17 protein-coding genes are annotated in these 21,206 nt (G+C 45.2%); 8 read left to right on the top strand and 9 right to left on the bottom strand.

Annotated elements, in window-relative coordinates; translation table 11 throughout:
• Positions 1-4 precede the first annotated feature (4 nt).
• Together JGK16_RS03845 and JGK16_RS03850 are read right to left on the bottom strand one after the other, a co-directional pair.
• Complete coding sequence (locus JGK16_RS03845) at positions 5-571, bottom strand: Uma2 family endonuclease (protein WP_293174623.1); 567 nt, start codon at positions 569-571, stop codon at positions 5-7.
• A gap of 142 nt (positions 572-713) precedes the next feature.
• Positions 714-1,949, bottom strand: a complete 1,236-nt coding sequence (locus JGK16_RS03850; protein WP_293189707.1) for a VWA domain-containing protein — start codon at positions 1,947-1,949, stop codon at positions 714-716.
• 223 nt (positions 1,950-2,172) lie between these two features.
• On the opposite strand from JGK16_RS03850, the gene JGK16_RS03855 reads away from it, so the two are divergent.
• From JGK16_RS03855 to JGK16_RS03875, 5 genes are all read left to right on the top strand, one after another.
• The gene (locus JGK16_RS03855; protein WP_293174629.1) at positions 2,173-2,832 is read left to right on the top strand and encodes an ATP-dependent Clp protease proteolytic subunit; all 660 of its coding nucleotides are present in this window, start codon (positions 2,173-2,175) and stop codon (positions 2,830-2,832) included.
• A 208-nt stretch (positions 2,833-3,040) separates the two neighbouring features.
• Positions 3,041-3,634, top strand: coding sequence for an ATP-dependent Clp protease proteolytic subunit (locus JGK16_RS03860; RefSeq protein WP_293174632.1), 594 nt, complete (start codon positions 3,041-3,043; stop codon positions 3,632-3,634).
• 245 nt (positions 3,635-3,879) lie between these two features.
• On the top strand, positions 3,880-4,506 hold the full coding sequence (locus tag JGK16_RS03865; RefSeq protein WP_293189705.1) for a DnaJ domain-containing protein: 627 nt from the start codon (positions 3,880-3,882) through the stop codon (positions 4,504-4,506).
• Entirely contained in the window at positions 4,507-4,860 is a 354-nt protein-coding gene (locus tag JGK16_RS03870; protein ID WP_293189703.1) for a hypothetical protein, read from the top strand.
• Between the two features lie 140 nt (positions 4,861-5,000).
• Positions 5,001-5,240: a hypothetical protein gene (locus tag JGK16_RS03875; RefSeq protein ID WP_293189701.1), complete on the top strand. Its 240-nt coding sequence runs from the start codon at positions 5,001-5,003 to the stop codon at positions 5,238-5,240.
• Here JGK16_RS03875 and JGK16_RS03880 read toward each other — a convergent pair.
• The 4 genes from JGK16_RS03880 to JGK16_RS03895 all read right to left on the bottom strand — a co-directional run bounded on the left by JGK16_RS03880 (position 5,218) and on the right by JGK16_RS03895 (position 9,969).
• Positions 5,218-6,135 (bottom strand): serine/threonine-protein kinase, encoded by a 918-nt coding sequence (locus JGK16_RS03880; RefSeq protein WP_293189699.1) that lies wholly within the window; start codon positions 6,133-6,135, stop codon positions 5,218-5,220. The two genes, JGK16_RS03875 and JGK16_RS03880, sit on opposite strands and share 23 nt — an antisense overlap.
• 461 nt (positions 6,136-6,596) lie before the next feature.
• On the bottom strand, positions 6,597-7,328 hold the full coding sequence (locus tag JGK16_RS03885) for a hypothetical protein (RefSeq protein WP_293189697.1): 732 nt from the start codon (positions 7,326-7,328) through the stop codon (positions 6,597-6,599).
• A 216-nt stretch (positions 7,329-7,544) separates the two neighbouring features.
• Positions 7,545-8,447, bottom strand: a complete 903-nt coding sequence (locus JGK16_RS03890) for a hypothetical protein (protein ID WP_293189695.1) — start codon at positions 8,445-8,447, stop codon at positions 7,545-7,547.
• A 10-nt stretch (positions 8,448-8,457) separates the two neighbouring features.
• Positions 8,458-9,969, bottom strand: coding sequence for an MBOAT family O-acyltransferase (locus JGK16_RS03895; protein WP_293174653.1), 1,512 nt, complete (start codon positions 9,967-9,969; stop codon positions 8,458-8,460).
• A gap of 546 nt (positions 9,970-10,515) precedes the next feature.
• Here JGK16_RS03895 and JGK16_RS03900 point away from each other — a divergent pair.
• Positions 10,516-10,791, top strand: coding sequence for a hypothetical protein (locus JGK16_RS03900; RefSeq protein WP_293174656.1), 276 nt, complete (start codon positions 10,516-10,518; stop codon positions 10,789-10,791).
• A gap of 131 nt (positions 10,792-10,922) precedes the next feature.
• On the opposite strand, the gene JGK16_RS03905 is transcribed toward JGK16_RS03900, so the two are convergent.
• Positions 10,923-11,816 (bottom strand): EI24 domain-containing protein, encoded by an 894-nt coding sequence (locus JGK16_RS03905; RefSeq protein WP_293189693.1) that lies wholly within the window; start codon positions 11,814-11,816, stop codon positions 10,923-10,925.
• Between the two features lie 222 nt (positions 11,817-12,038).
• On the opposite strand from JGK16_RS03905, the gene JGK16_RS03910 reads away from it, so the two are divergent.
• Positions 12,039-12,788 (top strand): 2-phosphosulfolactate phosphatase family protein, encoded by a 750-nt coding sequence (locus JGK16_RS03910; RefSeq protein ID WP_293174662.1) that lies wholly within the window; start codon positions 12,039-12,041, stop codon positions 12,786-12,788.
• Positions 12,789-13,262: 474 nt separating this feature from the next.
• On the opposite strand, the gene JGK16_RS03915 is transcribed toward JGK16_RS03910, so the two are convergent.
• Positions 13,263-14,657 (bottom strand): lipid-A-disaccharide synthase-related protein, encoded by a 1,395-nt coding sequence (locus JGK16_RS03915; RefSeq protein ID WP_293189691.1) that lies wholly within the window; start codon positions 14,655-14,657, stop codon positions 13,263-13,265.
• Between the two features lie 164 nt (positions 14,658-14,821).
• Here JGK16_RS03915 and JGK16_RS03920 point away from each other — a divergent pair, with 164 nt between their 5' ends.
• Positions 14,822-15,385: a Uma2 family endonuclease gene (locus JGK16_RS03920; protein ID WP_293174668.1), complete on the top strand. Its 564-nt coding sequence runs from the start codon at positions 14,822-14,824 to the stop codon at positions 15,383-15,385.
• Positions 15,386-15,535: 150 nt separating this feature from the next.
• On the opposite strand, the gene JGK16_RS03925 is transcribed toward JGK16_RS03920, so the two are convergent.
• Positions 15,536-20,728: a PAS domain S-box protein gene (locus JGK16_RS03925; RefSeq protein WP_293189689.1), complete on the bottom strand. Its 5,193-nt coding sequence runs from the start codon at positions 20,726-20,728 to the stop codon at positions 15,536-15,538.
• Positions 20,729-21,206: the final 478 nt, after the last annotated feature.

The raw sequence follows: 21,206 nt of genomic DNA on the forward strand, positions 1-21,206 counted from the left end.
AAGTCTAAGCAAAAACCTGAGCTACAGAGCAACTAAAACCAGGTAACAAAGGTGAAGTAAGTTGATCGTTTCTCAACAGCGTAGCAACTAATCTTAAACTTGCTTGTTCCCTGCGATAAACCTCTATTTGCTGCAACCGCCAATTAGCAATCCAGTATTCTTGTACTCCCCGCACTGAATAAAGTCGGAGTTTCAAATCTCTATCCCTTCTTTCATTATCTGTACCAGCAGATAATACTTCAACCACTAACTCAGGAGCGGCGGTTAAATGACCGGCTTCGTCTAGCAAGAGGGCCAAGCGTTCATTGCTCGCCCAAACTACATCAGGAATGACGTTATCGGCCTCTGTGAAAATCAGCCCTGGATTGATTGCAGCTCGTCCTAAACCAGCAGACATCGACCAAGTATCAAGCACAGAGAAAAATCTGCCACAAGTCTGTTGATGACCCCAATGCGGTGCTCTAGTCACAAATAACTCTCCATCAATAAGTTCATAACGATCGCCGTTATCGGGTAAGAGTTCTAAATCGGCGGTAGTCCAGCGTACTTTATCAGATATTGTCTGGCTCATACAAGCACTCTCGATAGGTGGTACAAACATTATAAACCGGTTCGTAGTAAGGACTTTAGTCCTCTCTAAGGCTTTTAGTAAATTAGGACTTGCATTCCTTACTACGAACAATGCTGCCGATCGCAATTAAGCGAAAATAATATTACTTCAATACAGTTTTAGAAGCAATGCGAGTTTTCTTGCGATCGGCTTCCGTCAATTCTGCACCAGACTGCAAACGAGTAGCAGAGGTTTGCAGCACAGTTGCGGCACTTTTATCGCCCATTTGCAGAGCAGTTTTAGCAGCCGTTTGTAGCATCGTGGCCGCACCAGCGCGATCGCCCTGTTGTAACCTAGTTTCTGCGAGTTGAGTTTGGCGGTACTTAGCCAAAGCTAAAATGTGCTGCTGCACCATCGGGTTAAGTGCAGGCTGATAAACTTTTAGGACATTAGCCGAAACTGCAACAGGATCGGAAAGCAAACCTTCACCGACTGTCGGATCGTCATAGCGAATTTGTAATTGCCCGATCGCCTGCGTACCTTCCGGCAACTGTCCAATATAAATATTAGCCAAAACTACTCGCTCTACATCCTTCATTAAATCTCCCAAACGCACCATAAAGCGATCGCCATCCTGCTGCACCGGTAATTCGATCGTATCCGGGGCAACTTGCGCGATCGGTTTGAGTTCGGCTAACCGCACTTTTGGCATCAGCGAAAATAGCAAATAAGCATTAGTCAAACCTACACCTTGGATGCGAGTAAACAACTTGCCAAACTCATCAACCGCATCTTCCGGCCGCTGAATATGAGCCAGAGCACCGCCGCCAGCATCAGCAATCTTTTCCAAAATATCCTGGTTCCAGTTATCCCCAAATCCCAGAGAATTCAAAGTCATGTTGTACTCAGCGGCCAGTTTCGCCAACTTCAAACAGCGGTTATTGTCGCCGTGTTCGTTTTCGCCGTCAGTCAGCAGAAACGCCTGAGATATTGCTTCTTTTTTGCCTTTCCCCAACTCTTCAATACCTAACTTAATCCCTTCATCAATTGCCGTGCCGCCAGCGGGGCGCAATTGCTCGATTTGCCGTTTAATGCTGGCGGGATCTCCCACAACTTGATTGGGGACGAGAACTTTGGCTTTGTGATCGAAAGCCACCGCACAAAAGCGATCCCCAGGTTTTAACCTGTCCAGCAACCGTCCGGCGGCTTGTTTGACGGTTTCCAAGGGGCGCCCGCCCATCGAGCCGCTGTGATCGAGAATCAGGCACAGGTTTAAAGGTACGCTGGAGTCGATCGCGCTTGCCGTCGCCGACACTGAAACGGCTAGCTGGCGCTGGGTTGATGGCGCAGCAGCATCAAGGTTGGGGTCGTTCAAGACCGGGAGCAAACTAACTTTCATGCGGGATACCTAAAGATTGCGTTACTATTTCTTTAAGAATAACTCCATGAGTTCAGGCAACATTTCGGTTGTCAACAACCCCATTCTTTTGAGGAAAGGCACATACTCTGCCCTCCTTTCTTCGTCCCACCAAGCTGAGTACAGATACTTGTGCTGAGCCCTTCGACTTAGCTCAAGCGAGCCGTAGCCGAAGTATGGTGGGTGTCCCCAGGCAAAAACAAACATGAACACACCCATTAAAGCCGTGCAATCGCAATACTACGGAGAGGGCAACTCTCGAACTCCCCCTCCCGATTTACCTTCCCTGTTGCTGAAGGAGCGGATCGTTTATCTGGGTATGCCTCTGGTGCCTGCGGTAACAGAACTGATTATCGCTGAACTGCTGTTCTTGCAGTACGAAGACCCGGATAAGCCGATCAAAATCTATATCAACTCGACCGGCACTTCTGGTTACAGTGGCGAACCCGTCGGCTTTGAAACCGAAGCCTTCGCTATCTGCGACACGATCAGGTACATTAAGCCGCCCGTGCAGACTATTTGTCTCGGTTCGGCAATGGGCATGGCTGCGATGCTGTTAGCGGCTGGTACAAAGGGCTTTCGGGCGAGTTTGCCCCACGCTTCGATTGTATTGCACCAACCCAAGGCTTACACGCGAGGTCAAGCCAGCGACATTCAAATTCGGGCGAAGGAAGTGCTGGCAAATAAGGCGACGATGCTCGATATTTTTGCAAGCTGTACTGGCCAACCGATCGACAAAATTACTAAAGATATGGATCGGTTGCTGTACCTGACGCCCTATGAAGCGAAAGAATACGGTTTGATCGATCGCGTTCTTGAAAGTTCGGAAGAATTGCCGAAAGCCCTTTCTGCGGCCGTCGTATAACTGGGAATGGGGAATGGGGAATGGGGAATGGGGAATGGGGAATGTGGCATGAGTAAAAATTAAGGGTTAATGGCTAGTAGTTTCTACCCTGAATTAGTTATTCAATAGTTTTTTTATGACTAACAATTCCCAATTACCGATTCCCAATTACCGATTCCCAATTCCCAATTCCCAATTACCAATTACCAACTAAACGGAGTTCCGAATTATGCCTATAGGTGTGCCAAAAGTTCCCTACAAAATGCCGGGTGGTTATGATACTCAGTGGATTAATATCTACGATCGCCTTTACCGGGAACGGATTATTTTCTTGGGCAAGGACATTGACGATGAAATTGCCAATCAAATCATCGCGGTGATGCTGTATCTCGATTCGGAAGATTCGGGCAAAGATATTATTTTGTACATCAATTCCCCCGGGGGGATGGTGTCGGCAGGCATGGCTATTTTTGATACCATGCAGCACATTAAATCTGACGTGGTGACGATTTGTGTGGGCTTGGCTGCTTCGATGGGTTCTTTCCTGCTGGCTGCGGGTACGAAGGGCAAACGGTTGGCTTTGCCTCACTCGCGGATCATGATTCACCAGCCTTCTGGGGGGACGCGGGGACAAGCAACGGATATTCAGATTGAGGCGAAGGAGATTCTGCGCTTGCGCCACCAACTCAACGGTATCTATGCTAAAAATACCGGAAAGCCGATCGAGAAAATCGAGAAAGACATGGATCGCGACTATTTCATGTCCGCCGAGGAAGCCAAGGAATACGGCTTGATCGACAAAGTGGTAGAAGATCGTCCTTGACAGTTGACAGTTGACAGTTGACAGTTGACCTGCAAGTCCGAGGATTTGAGTAATGAATAGTCTTGTTTTAATTTCTCCCGCTTAAGGGAGAGGCTTTAAACCAATTCTTTCTGGTAAGTGGTTTTGATAGTGTAGTAGTGCGGGCAACCCTCGCACTACCATAGTTCGCGGTAAATTTTGGCAGAATCTTTACATTTAAGGATTCTGCCATATTTAATGGTATTAGAAAACTTGATTCATGCTAAATGGATATTGCAGATTATTACCGACAGTTAGGGCTAAGATCTGGTGCGAGTTTATCGCAAGTTAAGGCCTCTTATCGAAAGTTAGCCAGACAGTATCACCCGGATGTGAATCCGGGAAACGAACAGGCTAAGAATAAGTTTATTGCTATTACTGAGGCTTATAAGTTCCTGGTGAATATTGCACCCGCCGATGTTGCGGAATCGAAAGTTGCCAATTCAACTGTACCGCCGACTCCGACAGCGCCAGCGGAGGCGGTGAAAGCTCAACCGCAAGCAGTTAAGGTGACTCGGAAACAGCAACCCACTGAAGATAAGCAGGATCTGTCGGCGGCGGAAGACAAGTTAAAAAAAGATGCTTATTTTGAACTGCAACAGTTGCTGAAATATCAGAGGTTCCCGCGGGCGATCGCCCTAATTGAGGGTTTGGCCCAGCGGATGCCCGAAGATCGGGAGGTGCGACAGTGGCAGGCGATCGCCTATCAGCGGTGGGGACGGTATTTGATCGGAGAAAAGCAGGTTGACAAAGCGAGAATTTATTTGAAAAAGGCGGTGAAAACTGACCCTCACAATCGGGCTTTGTGGGCGGAAGTTGAGCGGGATTTTCGCCGGTTGGAAGAGATTTATTGATTGGGGAATTGGGCATTGAGAATTGGGAATTGGGAATTGGGAATTGGGAATTGGGAATTGGGAATTGGGAATTGGGAATTGGGAATTGGGAATTGGGAATTGGGCATTGAGAATTGGGAATTGGGAATTGGGAATTGGGAATTGGGAATTGGGAATTGGGCATTGGGAATTGGGCATTGGGAATTGGGCATTGGTTCTGTGCAGGTAATCGAAAGACTATATTGTGTGGTATCAACTTGTAGGGTTCGTCACTGTGAGATGTTCGATGAAATTTGCAAATTTGTAAATGGGGATACACCGGGAACATCCCATTTTTGCAAATATACTGGTAGGGGCGAAGCATTTCGGCAGTAAATCTCTGGTTATCACTAATAAATTGTCGGCCGAAATGCTTCGCCCTTACAAAATTGAGATGCACCCGACGCACCTTACTATTTTTTCGATCGGCAATTCCGATCTGGTATCATAGAATTATTGAGTTGAGAAACCAGACGATGATTGCCACACCACCCACCGAACCAACACTGACAGATGTAATCGAAAAATTAGACGGCCTATCAACCCGTGTTGACAACCTATCAAGCCGTGTAGACAACCTAGCGACTGATGTCGAGAAGTTCAACGATCGATTTTCCAACTACCAGCAAGCGACTCAATGGGTTGTGCAGCTTGCTTTTACTCTGATTGCTAGTGCCACGATCACGGTGATTGTTACTTCGGTTCTGCGTCGGTAATCAAAAGGTTAATATTTTTGAGTTTTTCTAAAATAACTTGGGTATTTTCAGGTCGGTTTTCGGGTAGCGGTTCCATCAATTGGTCGATCAAGCTTACGAACAACTCGTCAACGCCTACAGCTTGATTTCTCCAATTTATTTTACCTGTTGTTGGATTGACGGGAAAGTCGATCGGCTGTAAACCCGTTAATAAATGTACAAAAGTACGCCCCAGGGCGAAAAAGTCCGATCGCACTTCAGCTTTACCTGCAACTTGTTCCGGCGCGCAATATCCCGCAGAACCTACGGGCGTTGTATCAATCCCTGCTTCTGTTGCAGCCCCAAAGTCAATTAGTCTCAATTTCCCATCGGCTGCAACCATCAGGTTGGATGGCTTAATATCCCGATGCACTAAATGATATTTGTGAATTTCCTGCAAAATATCAAGCATTTGTTGCAGCCAATCGAAAGCTAATTCTTGAGAAACGTACTGGTTTTTAGTTAAGAATTCCGCCAAGTTTTCTCCGCTAATTTTTTCCATTACCAAACAAGACAATTTCTGGAAGTTATTGGGGAGTTTAATTTGGAAATAAGCGTCAGGTTCGACTTTGGGAACTCCACCACTTCCCGCCAGCCAAATCAAAACTCGCGCTTCTTGCTTGAACAAGCGAACTAAGTCGGGATTGTGGGTGTGTTTCAAGACTTTTAAAACTTTGACAGTTCCCCATTCGTTTTCCCCTGTTCCCCAATCTTTGACTTCAAAGATGTCTGTGGGGCGTGCGGGATTGGGCGATCGCACTGGCTTGATGATACGATAGCGATCGGCAATTAGTAAAGCCGTGCCACAAGCCTGACAATTTTGAGTAGCAGCAGTATTTTCCCGTTGTTCGCATTGAGGATTGATACAGTAACTCATCTGTCTTGATGCGTCCTGGACTGACGGATTTAACGGATTGATTCAATTATTAGCGCGAAACCCAGTAGTTCTGACCTTACTACTGGGTTTCTATTACCGGCCATTTTACACGCTACCACATTTAAGTCAAGGATTTAAGATTAATATCATCGCGCTCTACCGATTGAGCTACTCCCCAGTGTTTGGTTGGGGAGGCTGGAATTGAACCAGCAACCTCGATGACCTGATTGTTCCTGACATTCGTTTTGGCGATCGGCGGTGAATGCTGAGTTTAGAGTAATAACTTGCTATTGAATTTGTACGCAACGCTGCCTCTGCCAATTTGGGCTACCCCTCATTATTAGGTTGAAGGGACAGGAGTCGAACCTGTACTGTCACAGTTGTACGGTTTAAGTTGAAGTTTGAGATTGAACTTGTACTCTGTTTATATCTTAAACCATAACTATCAAAAAAGCAAGCTATTAGCGGAAAATAAATTGAAAAATTCGCTCTCCTACTCTCTGTTCTTCAACTTCAGAATTGTTAGCTTCTTCGCGGGAAAACATCACAGCTTTCTGCAATATTTCCACCCTTTGCAGCAACTCATTGATCCGCTGCGCTGGTAAAGCTCCAGAAAACTTGACAGTGCGCCAGTAGCCGATCGTAATATCTTCGTAATAGACATCCACTTGAGCCGGATGGTGTTCCGTAGCTTCAGCTTTAACGTGATTGCGGGGAGTTTTAAAAGTCTTGAGAGTTTGCACCGGTTCTGTTGCCCAACAGTCGGCTGAAGCATCAAAGTTCCAAGTCTCGGAAGCATCTAAAACAGGAAGTTTTTTGATAAATGCTTGCAACTCTGACAGTTGCTTTTCAATGAATAGTAAATAGCTGACTGGCACTTGGCTCAAAAGCACGTTTCCGTCTACAGTTACGTCGGCACGGGCTCTGCAATTTGTCCAGTCTTTGGTTGCGGTTACGTCGAAGAGTTTGGTCAAAACTTCTGTTGTTTTGCGGATAATCTCTTCGGCTTTGACTTCGACTTTTTTGGACTCGGGCGGCAGTTGTTCGCCTTCTTCGTCTTTGGGGCGGTACGTGCGGGAGATTCCCGAAAGCACGGCGGGCTTCTGGAGGGCTTTTTGGGCTTCTGCTAGTTCTTGGATCGATCGGCTTTTGATGCCTTTCTCGATCGCAATAATCTGATTTAATCGTGCCATAGTTCTATATTATTGATGCTGAACTCACGTCGAGTATGGTTGCAGGGCGATCGTCAAACTCTTTCTCGTGTGGCTTTTAGGGCTTTGAGGACTGAAGTCCTGACTGCAAACCTTACGATTTTTAAGCTGACATCACAGACATTTGTAGTATGACATACTTCAAATAGAATGACAACCTTTCCTTTGGAGGGGCCATGCCAAGAGTCCCCGCCCTGACTAGCCCAACAATTTATGACTCAAAAACTTGGCAAAATCCCTAGCATCGCTGCGGATCAAGTGAATGCCGTCATTGGTGCGCCATTCTCGCGGGGGCGGGGGGGGCAACCACTCAAAGCGATCGGACGGAAACAGCTTTTTAGTCAATTCTCGGACTTGTTTTCTCCTGATTGCAGCGTCAACTCGCGACTCTTGAGGAATGTCAAATAAAATTATTTTTGCCCCGCTATTTTTATTGATTTCAGCGATTTGAGCTCTAATTACAGCAGCTTCTTTTTTGATATCTTCTGCATCTTTTTTAGACAAAGGTTGGCTTTGAATGTCAACTGTTGTTTGGATAGCTTTTTGCGATAATTCCGGAGTAAGATTGCGAGCCTCTCCGCTATCTAGTGCCTCTTTTGTTGCTTTTTGATTTTGTTTAGAGCGTTGTTTTAACGAATGTATAAAAATACTAACTGGACGATATTCTTCTCTCAGTATTGGCAAATACTGGCGCATCCAATAAAAAACAGGATTGTACAAAGATTCAACTAAATCCCTATCTATTGTGCGACTAATAGTATCGTTAATTTCTACCAAAATAATCGGAGGGTTGCTATTACTTTTTTTAACTATTTCTAAACCCGTCTGGCTCGATCCTCCCCCCAAAGCTATGCTCTTTACGCCCTTTCCAATGTCTGTAACATGAAGGTTGGCAGATAGAGAACTACCCACCATGACAATTTTCAGATCGGAATCATCATATACATACCTTTGAGCTTTGACAATATTATTTTGAATCAGGCTAACTCCGTCAGAAGCTGGCAACACTCCGCCACTGACGAGAACTTGATAAAAACTTATTACAAACAGGAAAATTAGTACCGGGCGCAGAATAGATCGCAACTTGTATTTTATAAACATTGAACACCTTCTAGAATTGGAAATAAATAAATTGTTTCGAGCTGCCACTGTTGAGGAATATCATTGCTAGCATAATTCCTAAAGCTACATCTTGATAAATACTCCAGAATTTTTGATTTTTTTTAAGTGAATCATGTTTCATCAGATTTTGCCAAGTGGGAAAATGAGGAATGTGATAAATTACTACTGGTAGGGAAAAAGTTAGCGTCGGAATAATGTGAGTCCAACCAGGCTTGACTTTATAGTTGCGAACTAAAGTAACTACGAAGTCAACTGCTTCTTCAAATCGTGGGAGTTTGAAAAGCAGCCATCCGAAGGAAACAAAAGAGAAAATTCCTACAACGCTAACGCTGTCAAATAATAATTGCTGCCAGATTGGTTTGGTTTCTGCTGAATTGGGTTCTGGGGATTTATTTTTGGATTTGTCGAACCCAAAAAAGCGTTCTACTGCTAAACCAAATCCGTGATAAATGCCCCAAACTGCATAACTCCAAGCAGCACCGTGCCACAATCCGCCTAAAGTCATTACTGTCATTAAGTTAAGATAAGTTCTGATTTTTCCTTTACGGTTTCCTCCTAGGGGAAAGTATAGATAATCTCTGAGCCAAGTTGATAGGGAAATGTGCCACCTTCTCCAGAATTCGGAGAGGGAACGGGAGATGTAGGGAAAGTTGAAGTTGTCGGGAATTGCGTAGCCCAAAGCCGCTGCTAAACCGATCGCAATTAAGGAGTAACCGGCAAAATCGGCAAAGATTTGGATTGAGTAGCCGAACAGCAGCGTCAGGTTGGTAATAGTTCCAAATCCTTGGTAGTAGGGAAAGCTGATCCAGAAGGTATAGTCTTTTAAGTTGTCGGCGACGACCATTTTTAGGAAGTAGCCGACTGTGAGCGATCTAAAAATGAAATTGAAAGAAATGTCTTTTAAATATTTAGGCTCAATCTGGGGATAGAATGTCTTGGATTTTAAAATAGGGCCTGAGAGTAAATTGGGAAAAAAGCTAATAAAAAATGAAGTATTGAGCAGGTGTTGGCTAAATTTGGGTGATACGTAAGCGTGGGATTCTGTTTCGCTTTCGCTTTTATCTTTTTGACTCAGTACATCTACCACTAAACTTATGCCTTCAAAGGTGTAGAAAGAAATACCGATTGGCAGAGGTAATTTTAAGAATAAATAAGCAATACTGCCTTCGGTTCGAGCAATATTAAAAACATCTGCAACAAAGTTAGTGAGCAAACCGGCGTATTTAAACAAGCTCAAAATTAATACATTCAGAACTACTCCTAATAAGGCCCAAAAAAAACGCTGTTTCTTGTCTGAAATTCTGGCAATTTGAAAGCTGGCTGTAGCGTTGATCGCAATTGAGAGGAGCAGGATTGACAGCAGTGCGGGAGCGTTCCAACTGTAAAATATGAAGCTGGCAATTATGAGGATGGGAACTTGCAGTTTTTGTAAGGGAGGCAAATAATATATGGTGAAAACAATTGCAAAAAATACTAGAAATTCAATACTGTTAAATAACATATTCTTTTGATTTCGGTCTTTGATAAGTCTAACGGACAGCGGGTTGATTACTTTGGTTTTTCATCGGTTTTTCAACCGATATCCCTCGCGTTGTCTGGTGGGATTTTTGTGAAAAAACCCAGTTTCTGCGTCTCAGAGTTTTTTACCTAAGTTGTGACACCATTTTCCTAAAATAATGCAACTGTTGGCAAGCTTTAAACCCATACATAGTAAGTCATTTCCAACTTTTTGATTTTCTATGCAAAAAGCGAAAATCGAAAATCGAAAAAGTTATCACTCACTATATCAAGGAGTGGCACTAATGCCAAGAGCGGACTCGTGGTGAGAGGTCGATCGCGCTTCCTGCAAAAGTGTAGCAAAGTTTACCTATTTTTCACGCTGCGACTACCTCCTGAGATAGATGTGCAAATACCTCCAGGGGCAAATTGCAATATTGGGAAACATTTCTTAACATATAGATAACAAAGGGAATCCGAGGAGACCAAAAATCCTTAAGCCCTTGGGGTGCTCGGTTAACCAGATTCTTCGCAAACAAGGGCTAAATCAATGAACAAGCAGCAAAACTCCGAAGTTTCAGCATTTTTGCCAATGCTCCAAAAAGGCATTTGGCTGTTTGGGATTCTGTCTTGGATATTCGGGCTGACAGATAGAAGTATTGCACTATTGTCTGACGGATATCTGTCCGCGATCGATATTGTCCAGCTATTTACAGCTTCCTTCTTTTTCGTTAGTTGGATTTTTTTAAGCCCGTTTCTGAGTTCTAACTCCCAGAGTCAGCGGAAGGTAGAAGGCATTCGGCAGAAAGTAGAAGCATCTCGCTAGTTTTTAAGGAATGAGAATTAAATAACTTACAATCTTTATTGTTCTTGTGGGATGGGCGTCCCGCCCGTCCAGAAAGGACGGGCGGGACGCCCATCCCACTTTCAAGAGTGTAAATTATTTAATTTGCGATCCTAAGTTGTTATGTTAGATTCGGTCGGGCTGTTGGTTTCTTCTGTGGCGAAGCGGGCGGGCCAAATGCGATCGCAAAAAAACAAAGTCCCCGCCGTCACGCACAGCGGAATCGCCAACAGATTCAACAGGGGAATGCTCACCAAACCCAAACAAACCAAACCAAAACTCCCGCTAGCCGGCAAACTCGCCCGAATTATCTCAAATTTATCCTGAAAAGGTAGCTTCCGACGCTCCAAAGGTGCATTTAAAAAGTCCAAACAGACAATAGTCGCGCCCAAAGCTACGCCTCCTAAACTGCTAAGAATAGAGCCGGGGCCGGGGAGAAAATTCAGCAGCAGGAGCGGTATCCCGATGCTGAACAAAAGTTGTAGTTTTCGGATTTCAAAGCCGATCGCCATTTGTAGATCCCGAAAAATACTCGCCAAGTTCATTGGTGCTTCTGCGGGCAATTGACCGTTCCGCAGAAGTTCCAATTGTTCGGATAATTTGCCGTACCAGGGCGAACCTAAAATCACGCCAAACTGGACTAATAAAAACCCGATTATTAACAAAAGTCCTGAAACCAAAAGTACGCGCAGCAGCCAGCCGAAACCGATTGTTAAGACGCCAAGAAAGCTCAGCCAAGCTGGCAAACTCGCAATTAAATCATTAAATCTGACTGACAAATCGGCAACTAAAATGTCTATGCCTGCCAAACTAGGAAATAGCAAGCTTAAATAAAGACCGATACCAATTAAAAAATTTAGGACGACGGGAATTAATACATAAGTCCACAGCTTGGGAGTTTGCAAAATCAGCGTGAAAGCTCGAAGGGGATAGGTGAAACCTGCGAGGAGTCCAATTGGTGCACTAATGGCAGCGCGGGCGGGATTTGAATTGAGCTGTTTTGACATATGGTTAAACAGTTGACAGTTGACAGTTGACAGTTGACAGCGAATTGATAAGAACGGAGATTTAAACTCCGTTTTTATCACAATCTGCCTTCATGAGTAAGGGCTTCAAACCCGGCTATTCGGTGAAGGAAGAAGGAAGAAGGAAGAAAGCCCTTCGACTACGCTCAGGGTACAAATTCTATTATTATTACGTATGAGGATTTATTGCAGGTAGCCCCAAAAGTGAAGCTTTTTATTTACCATACCCCGGAACTTACGCCAGCAGACAAGATGCCGGCTTGCGCGATCGCAGTTGATGTACTGCGGGCGACTACGACGATGGCGACGGCCTTGAATAATGGGGCGGAAGCTGTGCAAGTTTTCAGCGACTTAGATAAGCTGATGGCCGAGAGCGAAAAATGGCCTGGAGACAAGCGGATTCGCGCCGGAGAGCGCGGTGGCGCGAAAGTTGACGGTTTTGACATGGGGAATTCGCCGCTGGACTGCCCGCCAGAAAAGGTGACTGGAAAGCGAATTTTTATCAGCACAACTAACGGTACTCGGGCTCTGCAACGAGTGCAAGATGCTGCTACGGTGTTGACGGCGGCTTTGAACAACCGCAAATCTGTGGTGCAGTTTCTGTTAAGCAAAAAGCCGGAAAGTATTTGGATTGTGGGTTCTGGTTGGGAAGGGAGTTATTCGTTGGAGGATACGGTGTGTGCTGGTGCGATCGCCCAAAGTCTTTTAGCAGAAAGCGGTATTCCTGCGATCGATTTTGCTGGTAACGATGAAGTGTTTGGGGCGATCGCTCTTTATCTGCACTGGCAAGATCGGCTGCATGAATTGTTGGAAAAAGCCAGTCACGGCCAGCGCCTCCTGGGTTTGGGTGTGATTGAAGATTTAAAATATTGCGCGCAATTAGATACTTTAGATGTGCTTCCTATGCAGCGAGAACCGGGTGTGTTGGTGAAGTCGGATTTTAAAATTTCTTAGGCTGATTTCTGGGTTTTATCTTCGGAAGAAACGGCGAATTGAAATTGTCTGCGAGTGCAGTATTGGTAGGTACGCTGGGAGCATCTCAGTTTTGCATTTACAACAGTGCGAGCTTAAGAGCTCGCGTATTGTACAATACGCGAGCTCTTAAGCTCGCACTACAATAAAAAAAATGCTTTTTACAAAACTGAGATGCTCCCGATGCTCCCGGAGCATCTCAGTTTTGCATTTGTAGTGCGAGCTTAAGAGCTCGCGGGTATTATACTCGCGAGCTCTTAAGCTCGCACTCAAAGAAAAAATGCTTTTTACCAAAATGAGATGCTCCCTGCGAGTCCGCATCCAATCGGAGGACTGAAGTCCTCACTACGAACGACGGAAGTTAGTAATTAGCGAACAATATTTTTTCAATAAAGTGCAATTAAAGATATTGAGTAGGGAGACAATATTGTTGTATTCCTAGTGTATTCCAGACAATTAAGAATTGTTGGATTCGCCGAACCGTTGAATTAAACACTCGGCAATTCTGGCTGATGCACCGCCTTCTCCCATGCGGCGCCAGCCATTTTCAGCGATTAGCTGCAACCTGTCGGGATCGCGAAGCAAAGACTGGATGGTGCCGGCAACTTCGGCGGGATGTTTGACTAAAATTAATGAGGGGCCTAAGAGGCGACTTTGAGCTTCGGCAAAAGCGGGAGTAAATTGCGGGCCGCTTCCGGGAATGGCGATCGCCGGTTTTCCTAAACCGACAAATTGTTCTGTAGCGGTTCCGGCCATTGCGATCGCTAAATCGGCTTGGTACAAACAATCGTTAAAACTTTGCTGAGTTAAAATCATCGTGGCTTTTCTTTGCACAAAAGTCAAGGGCAATAGCAAATTAGGAGATTCTTTCCTAATTTCTTGAGCGCTAGAAACAGGAGGTCGCAAAATACTGCCTTCTCGCCGCTGGGTTTTAGTTTCGCCGTCTTGACGCCAGCCGAAAAATTCTAAACTAGGTCGCAAAGCTTCTAAGTTTAACTCGGGAGAAATAGCTCCGAAAAATAACAATTTGCGATCGCCAAACAGAGACAAAATTCCGGCTACAGCCTCTACTATTAGCAGCCAATTAGCATAGGCTTCCGGCGCTCGGGAACCGGGCAGTAAGGTGATGACGAGCGATCGCTCCATTTCCCGAAACTCTGCATCAGGGCCGTAAAAACGGGCGGGGTTTTCCGGTTCGAGTCCGTCCATCATGGGATTGCCGAGATTGTAGGCGGGAATTCCCAGCTTTTCTAAAGTCTCGGCGGTGAGGGCGTCCCGGACAAAAACGGCTTTACAGAGCTTTCTAGTCATCAACCAGCGCTCCCAAGGGAAATAAACCGATCGCGACCAAATCTTCCAAGCCCACGGGCGGGATTTGCCAGCCAGAGGCCCCTGCTCGTCCCGCACGTGATACTCCGACTTGGCCGTGCCGACAAAGGCATAGGGCGCGGCGCCCAGCCAAGCAAACAGCAGCGGTACAATATCTCCGCAAGCTAAGATTGCTGGCTTGTGATTTCCAGACTGTTGTGGCGATCGCACCCAAGCGCGGATAGCTTTAAACTGAGCTAGGGTCAACTGAAGCAACCCGCCTTTGACATCGCGCAAAAATTCCCTTCCGTCCATGTAGATAAAGCCACCCGAAGGCATCCGCTGCACCGGGCCGATGATGCGGGCGCTTTCTAGTTGAGCGAAAGCTTGCCCTTCGCCCACTAGCGGAAACACGGCTATTTCTGGGGGATGCGGGTGCTGTTGCAGTTCTCGCAAGATGCGAAGGGCGATCGCATCTTCTCCGTGGCCGTTACTGAGGCAAAGTATTTTCAATCCCAAATCTCTCAAAAAACTGTCTCTCATATTATCATCGGGCAAACAGGGCATCGGCCAAACAGGGCATTGGGCATACGTCACTTTTTTGAGAACTACTATATAGCAGAAAAAATGAAGTAAGTAGACCCGCGCGAGTCGGGCACTTTTTGGTAAAATAGCGGATGAAACTCCTATTTTAGAGGTAAAATCGGATGCTACAAACCCTGCCAAAATCTTTGACACTCGAAGAGTTTCTGAAGTTGTCAGAAACCAAACCAGCCAGCGAGTACATTGACGGTAAAATCATTCAAAAACCCATGCCTCAAGGAGAACATAGTGTAATTCAAGGCGAGTTGACAAGTGCTGCTAATGCTGCTCTCAAACCTCAAAAGGTGGCGCGAGCATTTCCCGAACTGCGGTGTGTTTTTGGCGGTCGCGCGATCGTTCCCGACGTGACTGTATTCACTTGGGAGCGCATTCCCCGTAACGAAAATGGCGGTGTGGCAAATGTGTTTGCGATCGCCCCGGATTGGACAATTGAAATCCTCTCCCCTGACCAAAGCCAAACTAAAGTTACTAAAAATATTTTACATTCTCTCAAACACGGAACTCAAATGGGTTGGTTAATCGATCCAGAAGAGCGATCGGTTTTTGTATATCGGCCGGCTCAATCAACCGAGGTGTTTGACGAACCGGAACAGTTATTGCCCGTGCCATCTTTTGCCAGGGAATTGCAACTGACAGTAGGAGATTTATTTGGTTGGCTGTTACAGTGAAACAACAGAATATTATATAGCCTTTCTCACTAACATGAGTTACGCATTGGGCGAAGCGAAGCGGAGGGATTGGGCCCAGCGTAGCGGAGGGATTGGATCTGACAACCAATAACTAATAACCAATAACTAATAACCAATAACTAATAACTACTAACCATCGATATACTGCTGTAAAATATTCCGAATTTGTTTGAGCTGAAATCCCTTAGCAAGTTGGCGGAGCTTCGTGGCAAACGGCACTAATTTTGGTTCCAAACTTTCCAGCTTAGCACTCTCCTCAAAAATTTCTTCAATGTCGCCCATAGCCGCAAGTTTCACAATTTTTGCTACCGACTCAGAAGCCGCAGGTAACAGAGCAGCATAAGCAGGAAAATCAGATGCTGGTGACAAACTGGGAGTTTTACAATTTTGGTTTTCCGGAGATTCCTCGTAAATCCATTCTAGTCCCAAATGCACGCGCAACTGTTCCAAAAAGTGATTTGCTTCGATCGGCTTGGGAAGAAAATCATCGCACCCTGCAAGGATGCTCTCTTGCTGCGCCGACTCGAAAACGCTAGCTGACAAAGCGATTAACACGACATCTTTTAATTCCGGCAACTGCCGCAGTCTCCTTGTAGTTTCTAAGCCATCCATTACAGGCATTTGCAAGTCCATTAAAATCACATCAGGTTGAAATTTGACTGCTTTGTAGAGGCATTCTTGACCATTTTGTGCCTCTGCAACTTCAAATCCCAAACGCCCCAGCATCCTGCACAACAAATCGCGATTTAGTTGATTGTCGTCCACGATTAGCACTTTCCGCTTATTGCCCACAAAACCGACCAGCCAGCGTTTTTCCCGCAAAGGAGACACCTCTAAGTAGCGTTTGGCTGCGGGCAATTCTAAATCTAGCCAGAAAGTGCTGCCTTTTCCGAAAGTGCTGTTGACGCGAATTTTGCTGCCCATCAGTTTAGCTAATTTCTGGCTGATCGAGAGTCCGAGACCCGTACCTTCAACAAAGGTATTGCCTCCTACTTGGTGGAACGGCAAAAATATTTCTTCTAACTTGCTTTTGTCTATTCCTGTCCCGGTATCCTCGACTTGAAATCGGATTTTTAAAGCGTGTTTAGCTGCGATCGCATTGTGGGAAAAGCGCAGATAAGTTTCTTTGAGTTCAGAACTCAAAAGCGAGAATTCGTATGTTTCTCCTTGGCTGCGACTCCAGGCCTCTGTGCCGACATAGCCGACTTTGAAAGTTACTCCGCCGCTGTTAGTAAATTTAACGGCATTGCTGAGTAAATTTATCAGAACTTGGCGCAATCTTTTTTGATCGACTTGGACGCAGGTGGGCAGGGGCGATACTTGTTCGTAATTGAAACAAATTCCTTTTTGATCTGCCCGCATCTGAAACAGATCCGCAATGTTTTTCGTAAAATTTAGAAAATTTAACTCTTCCGGGTAGAGTTCCATTTTTCTAGCTTCGATTTTAGAAAGGTCTAAAACATCGTTGATTAACATCAGCAGGTGTTGACCGCACTGTTGAATATTGCTGAGACTTTCTTGTTGATCGCAGCTTAAGTCTCTGTCGGTTTTGAGGATTTGAGCGTAACCTAAAACCCCGTTTAAAGGCGTGCGGAGTTCGTGGCTCATGTTGGCGAGAAATTCGCTTTTGGCGCGGTTGGCGGTTTCGGCGGCTTCTTTAGCTAATTTTAGGGCTGCTTCTGCTTGTTTGCGATCGGCTATTTCGGTTTGTGCTTGTTCAAATAGTGTCGATTGCTGGATCGCGATCGCCAATTGCACGCACAATTGCCGCAGGGATTCTATTTCTGAGGAATCCCAGACACGGGGGCCGCTGCAATCGTGGGCGATCAGCAGTCCCCAAAGTTGATTTTCTGCGGTGGGTTGGGCAGGGTAAATGCTTTCTCGTGCTTGTAAAATTGGCACTATTAAGTTAGCTCTAACTTCAAAATTTTCAAGAATTTTAATGTAGCATTCGCTCAGATTTTCACCATAAATATCTTCGATAGCTCGAATACAGCCTTGCTGGTAAATAGCAACAAATTTATCTTTAAAACAGGGGTCAAGATTGTTAAAACCTCGGAGAGAAATTCGATTCTTTGCCACGGATTCGACAACTACAGTGCCGCTCCAGTCGGGATTAAAGCGGTAAATAACTGTGCGGTCTGTTTGCAATAATTGCCGCACTTGATCGACAGCAGCGGTGAGGACTTCTTCTAAATTGAGGGAAGAGCGAATGCGATCGAGCATGGCAACTACCAGGCGTTCTCGCCTTAATTGCTTTAGCAGCGCCATCTCAGCTTGTTTGCGGTCTGTGATGTCGGTAATTACTCCCACAAACCCGATTAAATTATCAGTTTCATCTTTAATACAGTCAGCGCGAAATAAGGTTGTTACCAGTTCCTTGCTTTTAGTTTTGATTTTGAGTTCGCCTTGCCAAGATTTGCCTTTACGAATCGTTTTAAACATTTCTTGCAGCACTGAATTTTGCGGATAAATTGCCGTTGCTCCACCCGCTGCGTTCAGTTCTTCTGCTGTGTAGCCGTACCGCTGAATAAAGGCTTGATTGTGGTAGATCGATCGCCCTGTCAAGTCAGCAATGCCGATCGCATCACTGGTGCTTTCTACGGCTTGAGTCACCCGCAGTAGGTCTAATTCAGCTTGTTTGCGATCGCTAATATCAGTAATGCTGCCGATATAGCCTTTAACTTCGTGCTTGTCTCCGATTTCGGCGATCGCCTGAGCGATCGCCCAAATTACCCGACCGTCTGGACGCAGAAAGCGGTATTCTGATTTAAAAGGAATTTTGTGAATAATTGCTCCATACCATTCATTCTTCACCCGATCCGCATCATCGGGATGTAGGGCATTCATCCAGCCAGTTTCGGCTGCTAATTCTGCATTTAATCCCGTGATTTCGCTCCACCGCTGATTCACATAAAGACAATTACCAAACGCATCACTGTGAAATATGCAAACCGGCGATGCTTCTGCCAAAGTTTGATAGCGGCGCTGGCTAGATTGCAGTTCTGATTCTGCTTGTTTTCTTTTGGTGATATCGCGGAAGATCGAAATTATCTCGCCCCCTGCAAGCATTGTCAGCGACAATTCTTGAGGGAACTTAGTACCGTCGCGCCGCTGACCGATCGCTTCTATATTGCAGTACCCTTTTTCCTGGAGCACCGGGATTATTTCACGTTCAAGATATTGAATTTCAGCACGGCTGTAGAGCATTTTCCATTTCTTCCCATACAGTTCGCTAGCGCTAGCCAAGCCGTACATTTTAAGATAAGCGTCGTTTGAATAAATACATTCTTTACGCTCGTTAAAAATAGCAATGCCGTCATGAGCAGCGCCCATAGCGACTGCTTGTCGCTGAAGTTCCGACTCAGCTTTTTTGCGAGAAGTAATATCGCGAGCCACTGCATAAATCAAACCTTCTTCGCTAAAAGGCGATGCCGTCCACAGCAACCATTTGTAAGAACCGTCTTGGCAAATATAGCGGTTTTCAAAGTAAATACTGGGCGTGCCACTTATTAGCTTTTCCGCTTCGATTAGAGTGGCTACTCGATCGTCTGGATGAATAAATTCGATTAATGGTTTGGCGAGCAGTTCGGCACTGCTGTAGCCCAGAGCATTTGACCAAGCAGGGTTTAATCGTTTAAAATAGCCGTCGAAACCAGCAATACAAAGCAAGTCTAAGGATATAGTAAAAAAGCGATCGCGCTCTGTCTGTGCCTGCTTTAACTCAGTGATATCCATCACTAAACCGTCCCAGAGAATATCGCCTTTGCTCCCAGATTTGCTCTGATTGGTGAGCCTTTCCGGTCTGGATGCTCCTTGCAGCCACTTAACTTTTCCGGATGGCATAATCTGCCGCCACTGCTGCCGCCAAGGTTCCAGCATAGCGGCTGAAATTGCGATCGATGCTTCTAAATCTAAGCGATCGTCTGCATGAATTCTGCTGAAAATCAATTCTGCATTTTGCTCTATTGCTTCTGGCTCTAATTCGTAAAGTTCCCGACTGCCTGAAGAAACGTAAGGAAAATATTTTTCTCCGCTAGCTGAGAGTCGGAATTGATAAATTACTCCGGGCAGGTTGGCTACGAGTTTTTGAAATCGAGCTTCGCTTTGTTCCAGAGCTATTTGCTGCCGTCTGTATTCGGTAAAATTTCTGATTGTGCCAACTATTACTTTACTGTTATCAGCTCTTTTAAAAACGCTTTTTTTGGTAGAAATTATCCATTCTTTTCCCGCAGTGTCGGTGAATTTATCTTCTGTTTCCAAACAGATATCTTTTGCCAATAATTCTTCATCTTTTCTGCAAAAAACATCCGCTTCTGATTTTGGAAGAAAGTCATATTCTGATTTGCCGATCAGTTCTTGTCGAGATTTCCCTATCAACTGACAAAAAGCATCATTTAATATCATCCACCGGTTCTGGTCATCTTTGACAAAAATTGGATCTGGGGTCGCATTTAGAGTGTGGTTTAAAAATTCTTCAGATGCTTTCAGTTGTGCTTCGTAGCGGTAGCGATCGCTCACGTCCAACACCACTTCAATTATCCGGTCAATAGATCCATCTAGGCCGCGGATGCAGCGCAGCGAAACTCGCGTGTAAACTATTTCGCCATCTTTTCTAAACCACCTTTTATCTGAGATGTAACCGTCGGTTTTACCTGCTAACATCTGAGAAAATTTTTCAAAATTGGCCTCAAAATCCTCTGGATGAGTAAGCTCCAGGCAATGCTTGTGCACGAGTTCGTCGCGATCGTATAAGAGCAAATCGCACAGAGCGTCGTTAACTTCAATCCAATTGCAATTTTCAGCAATTGCGGGGTCAATAATTGGAGCGACGATGGCAATTCCGATCAGGGAATTTTCCACCACCGAGCGATATTTTTCTTCGCTTTTTCGCAAAGCATCTTGACTGTTCTGGCGTTCTATGGCGTAACGGAGCGATCGCATTAACAGTTCGCCGTCGATTTTTCTTTTGACTAAATAATCCTGTACGCCCACCGAAATCAACCGCAGCGCCAGCTCTTCGTCGTTTTGGGCAGTCAAAACTACGATCGGCACATTTACCCCATACTCTTGTATCCGAGCCACCGTCTCGATGCCCTGACTGTCTGGTAGTGAAAGGTCTAATAAAATTATGTCAAAACTTTCTTGATTCAATCGCTGCTGCGCTTCGCTGAGGCACTCTACTTTCGTCAGCAATATATACTGCCGACCGCTAATTCCTGACAGCAAATCTTCAATAAGCTCAGCTTCCTGAGGGTGGTCTTCTACTAACAGAACCTTGAAGCACGTAGGAGGTACAGCTAAGTTAAAAACTGCTTTCATAATATTTATTAATTAAAAGTTGTCTCAAGCTAACTTGGATTTTATCTTTTATTTCCGGGGGAGTTATCGAATTGCACCTACACATACATCGGCGATCGGATTGCGGTGTGACTGAACGCTACAAAACTTGTGTTTAAGAGTTATAATTATATCACAAATTCACTCGGCTGTCAACGCGAAATATGTTTTATTCTAACTTGCAATTTAACTGCTACCTTCAAGCTTCGCCCTGAAAATATAGGATTTAATTCAGCTTCTCCTGCCATCTAGCTTCTGGATATAGCCTTTCTCAAAAATATGAGGTACTCATGGGCATAGGGCATAGGGCATCGGGAATAGGGCATAGGGCATCGGGCATGGGGCAAAGAGGGCATCGGGAATACTTCACTTTTTTGAGAACCGCTATATAGCCTTTCGAGCGAAAGATGAGGTACAAATTTGATTTGAGATTTGAGATTTGAGATTAGGAGATTCGAGG

This window comes from Microcoleus sp. PH2017_09_SFU_O_A (genome assembly GCF_020738625.1).
Taxonomy (GTDB): domain Bacteria; phylum Cyanobacteriota; class Cyanobacteriia; order Cyanobacteriales; family Microcoleaceae; genus Microcoleus.

Excerpts from the sequence above, each read along its gene's own strand:
- JGK16_RS03845 (WP_293174623.1), bottom strand. The coding sequence starts at position 571 with ATGAGCCAGACAATATCTGATAAAGTACGCTGGACTACCGCCGATTTA.
- JGK16_RS03850 (WP_293189707.1), bottom strand. The coding sequence starts at position 1,949 with ATGAAAGTTAGTTTGCTCCCGGTCTTGAACGACCCCAACCTTGATGCT.
- JGK16_RS03855 (WP_293174629.1), top strand. The coding sequence starts at position 2,173 with ATGAACACACCCATTAAAGCCGTGCAATCGCAATACTACGGAGAGGGC.
- JGK16_RS03860 (WP_293174632.1), top strand. The coding sequence starts at position 3,041 with ATGCCTATAGGTGTGCCAAAAGTTCCCTACAAAATGCCGGGTGGTTAT.
- JGK16_RS03865 (WP_293189705.1), top strand. The coding sequence starts at position 3,880 with ATGGATATTGCAGATTATTACCGACAGTTAGGGCTAAGATCTGGTGCG.
- JGK16_RS03875 (WP_293189701.1), top strand. The coding sequence starts at position 5,001 with ATGATTGCCACACCACCCACCGAACCAACACTGACAGATGTAATCGAA.
- JGK16_RS03880 (WP_293189699.1), bottom strand. The coding sequence starts at position 6,135 with ATGAGTTACTGTATCAATCCTCAATGCGAACAACGGGAAAATACTGCT.
- JGK16_RS03885 (WP_293189697.1), bottom strand. The coding sequence starts at position 7,328 with ATGGCACGATTAAATCAGATTATTGCGATCGAGAAAGGCATCAAAAGC.
- JGK16_RS03890 (WP_293189695.1), bottom strand. The coding sequence starts at position 8,447 with ATGTTTATAAAATACAAGTTGCGATCTATTCTGCGCCCGGTACTAATT.
- JGK16_RS03895 (WP_293174653.1), bottom strand. The coding sequence starts at position 9,969 with ATGTTATTTAACAGTATTGAATTTCTAGTATTTTTTGCAATTGTTTTC.
- JGK16_RS03900 (WP_293174656.1), top strand. The coding sequence starts at position 10,516 with ATGAACAAGCAGCAAAACTCCGAAGTTTCAGCATTTTTGCCAATGCTC.
- JGK16_RS03905 (WP_293189693.1), bottom strand. The coding sequence starts at position 11,816 with ATGTCAAAACAGCTCAATTCAAATCCCGCCCGCGCTGCCATTAGTGCA.
- JGK16_RS03915 (WP_293189691.1), bottom strand. The coding sequence starts at position 14,657 with ATGAGAGACAGTTTTTTGAGAGATTTGGGATTGAAAATACTTTGCCTC.
- JGK16_RS03920 (WP_293174668.1), top strand. The coding sequence starts at position 14,822 with ATGCTACAAACCCTGCCAAAATCTTTGACACTCGAAGAGTTTCTGAAG.
- JGK16_RS03925 (WP_293189689.1), bottom strand. The coding sequence starts at position 20,728 with ATGAAAGCAGTTTTTAACTTAGCTGTACCTCCTACGTGCTTCAAGGTT.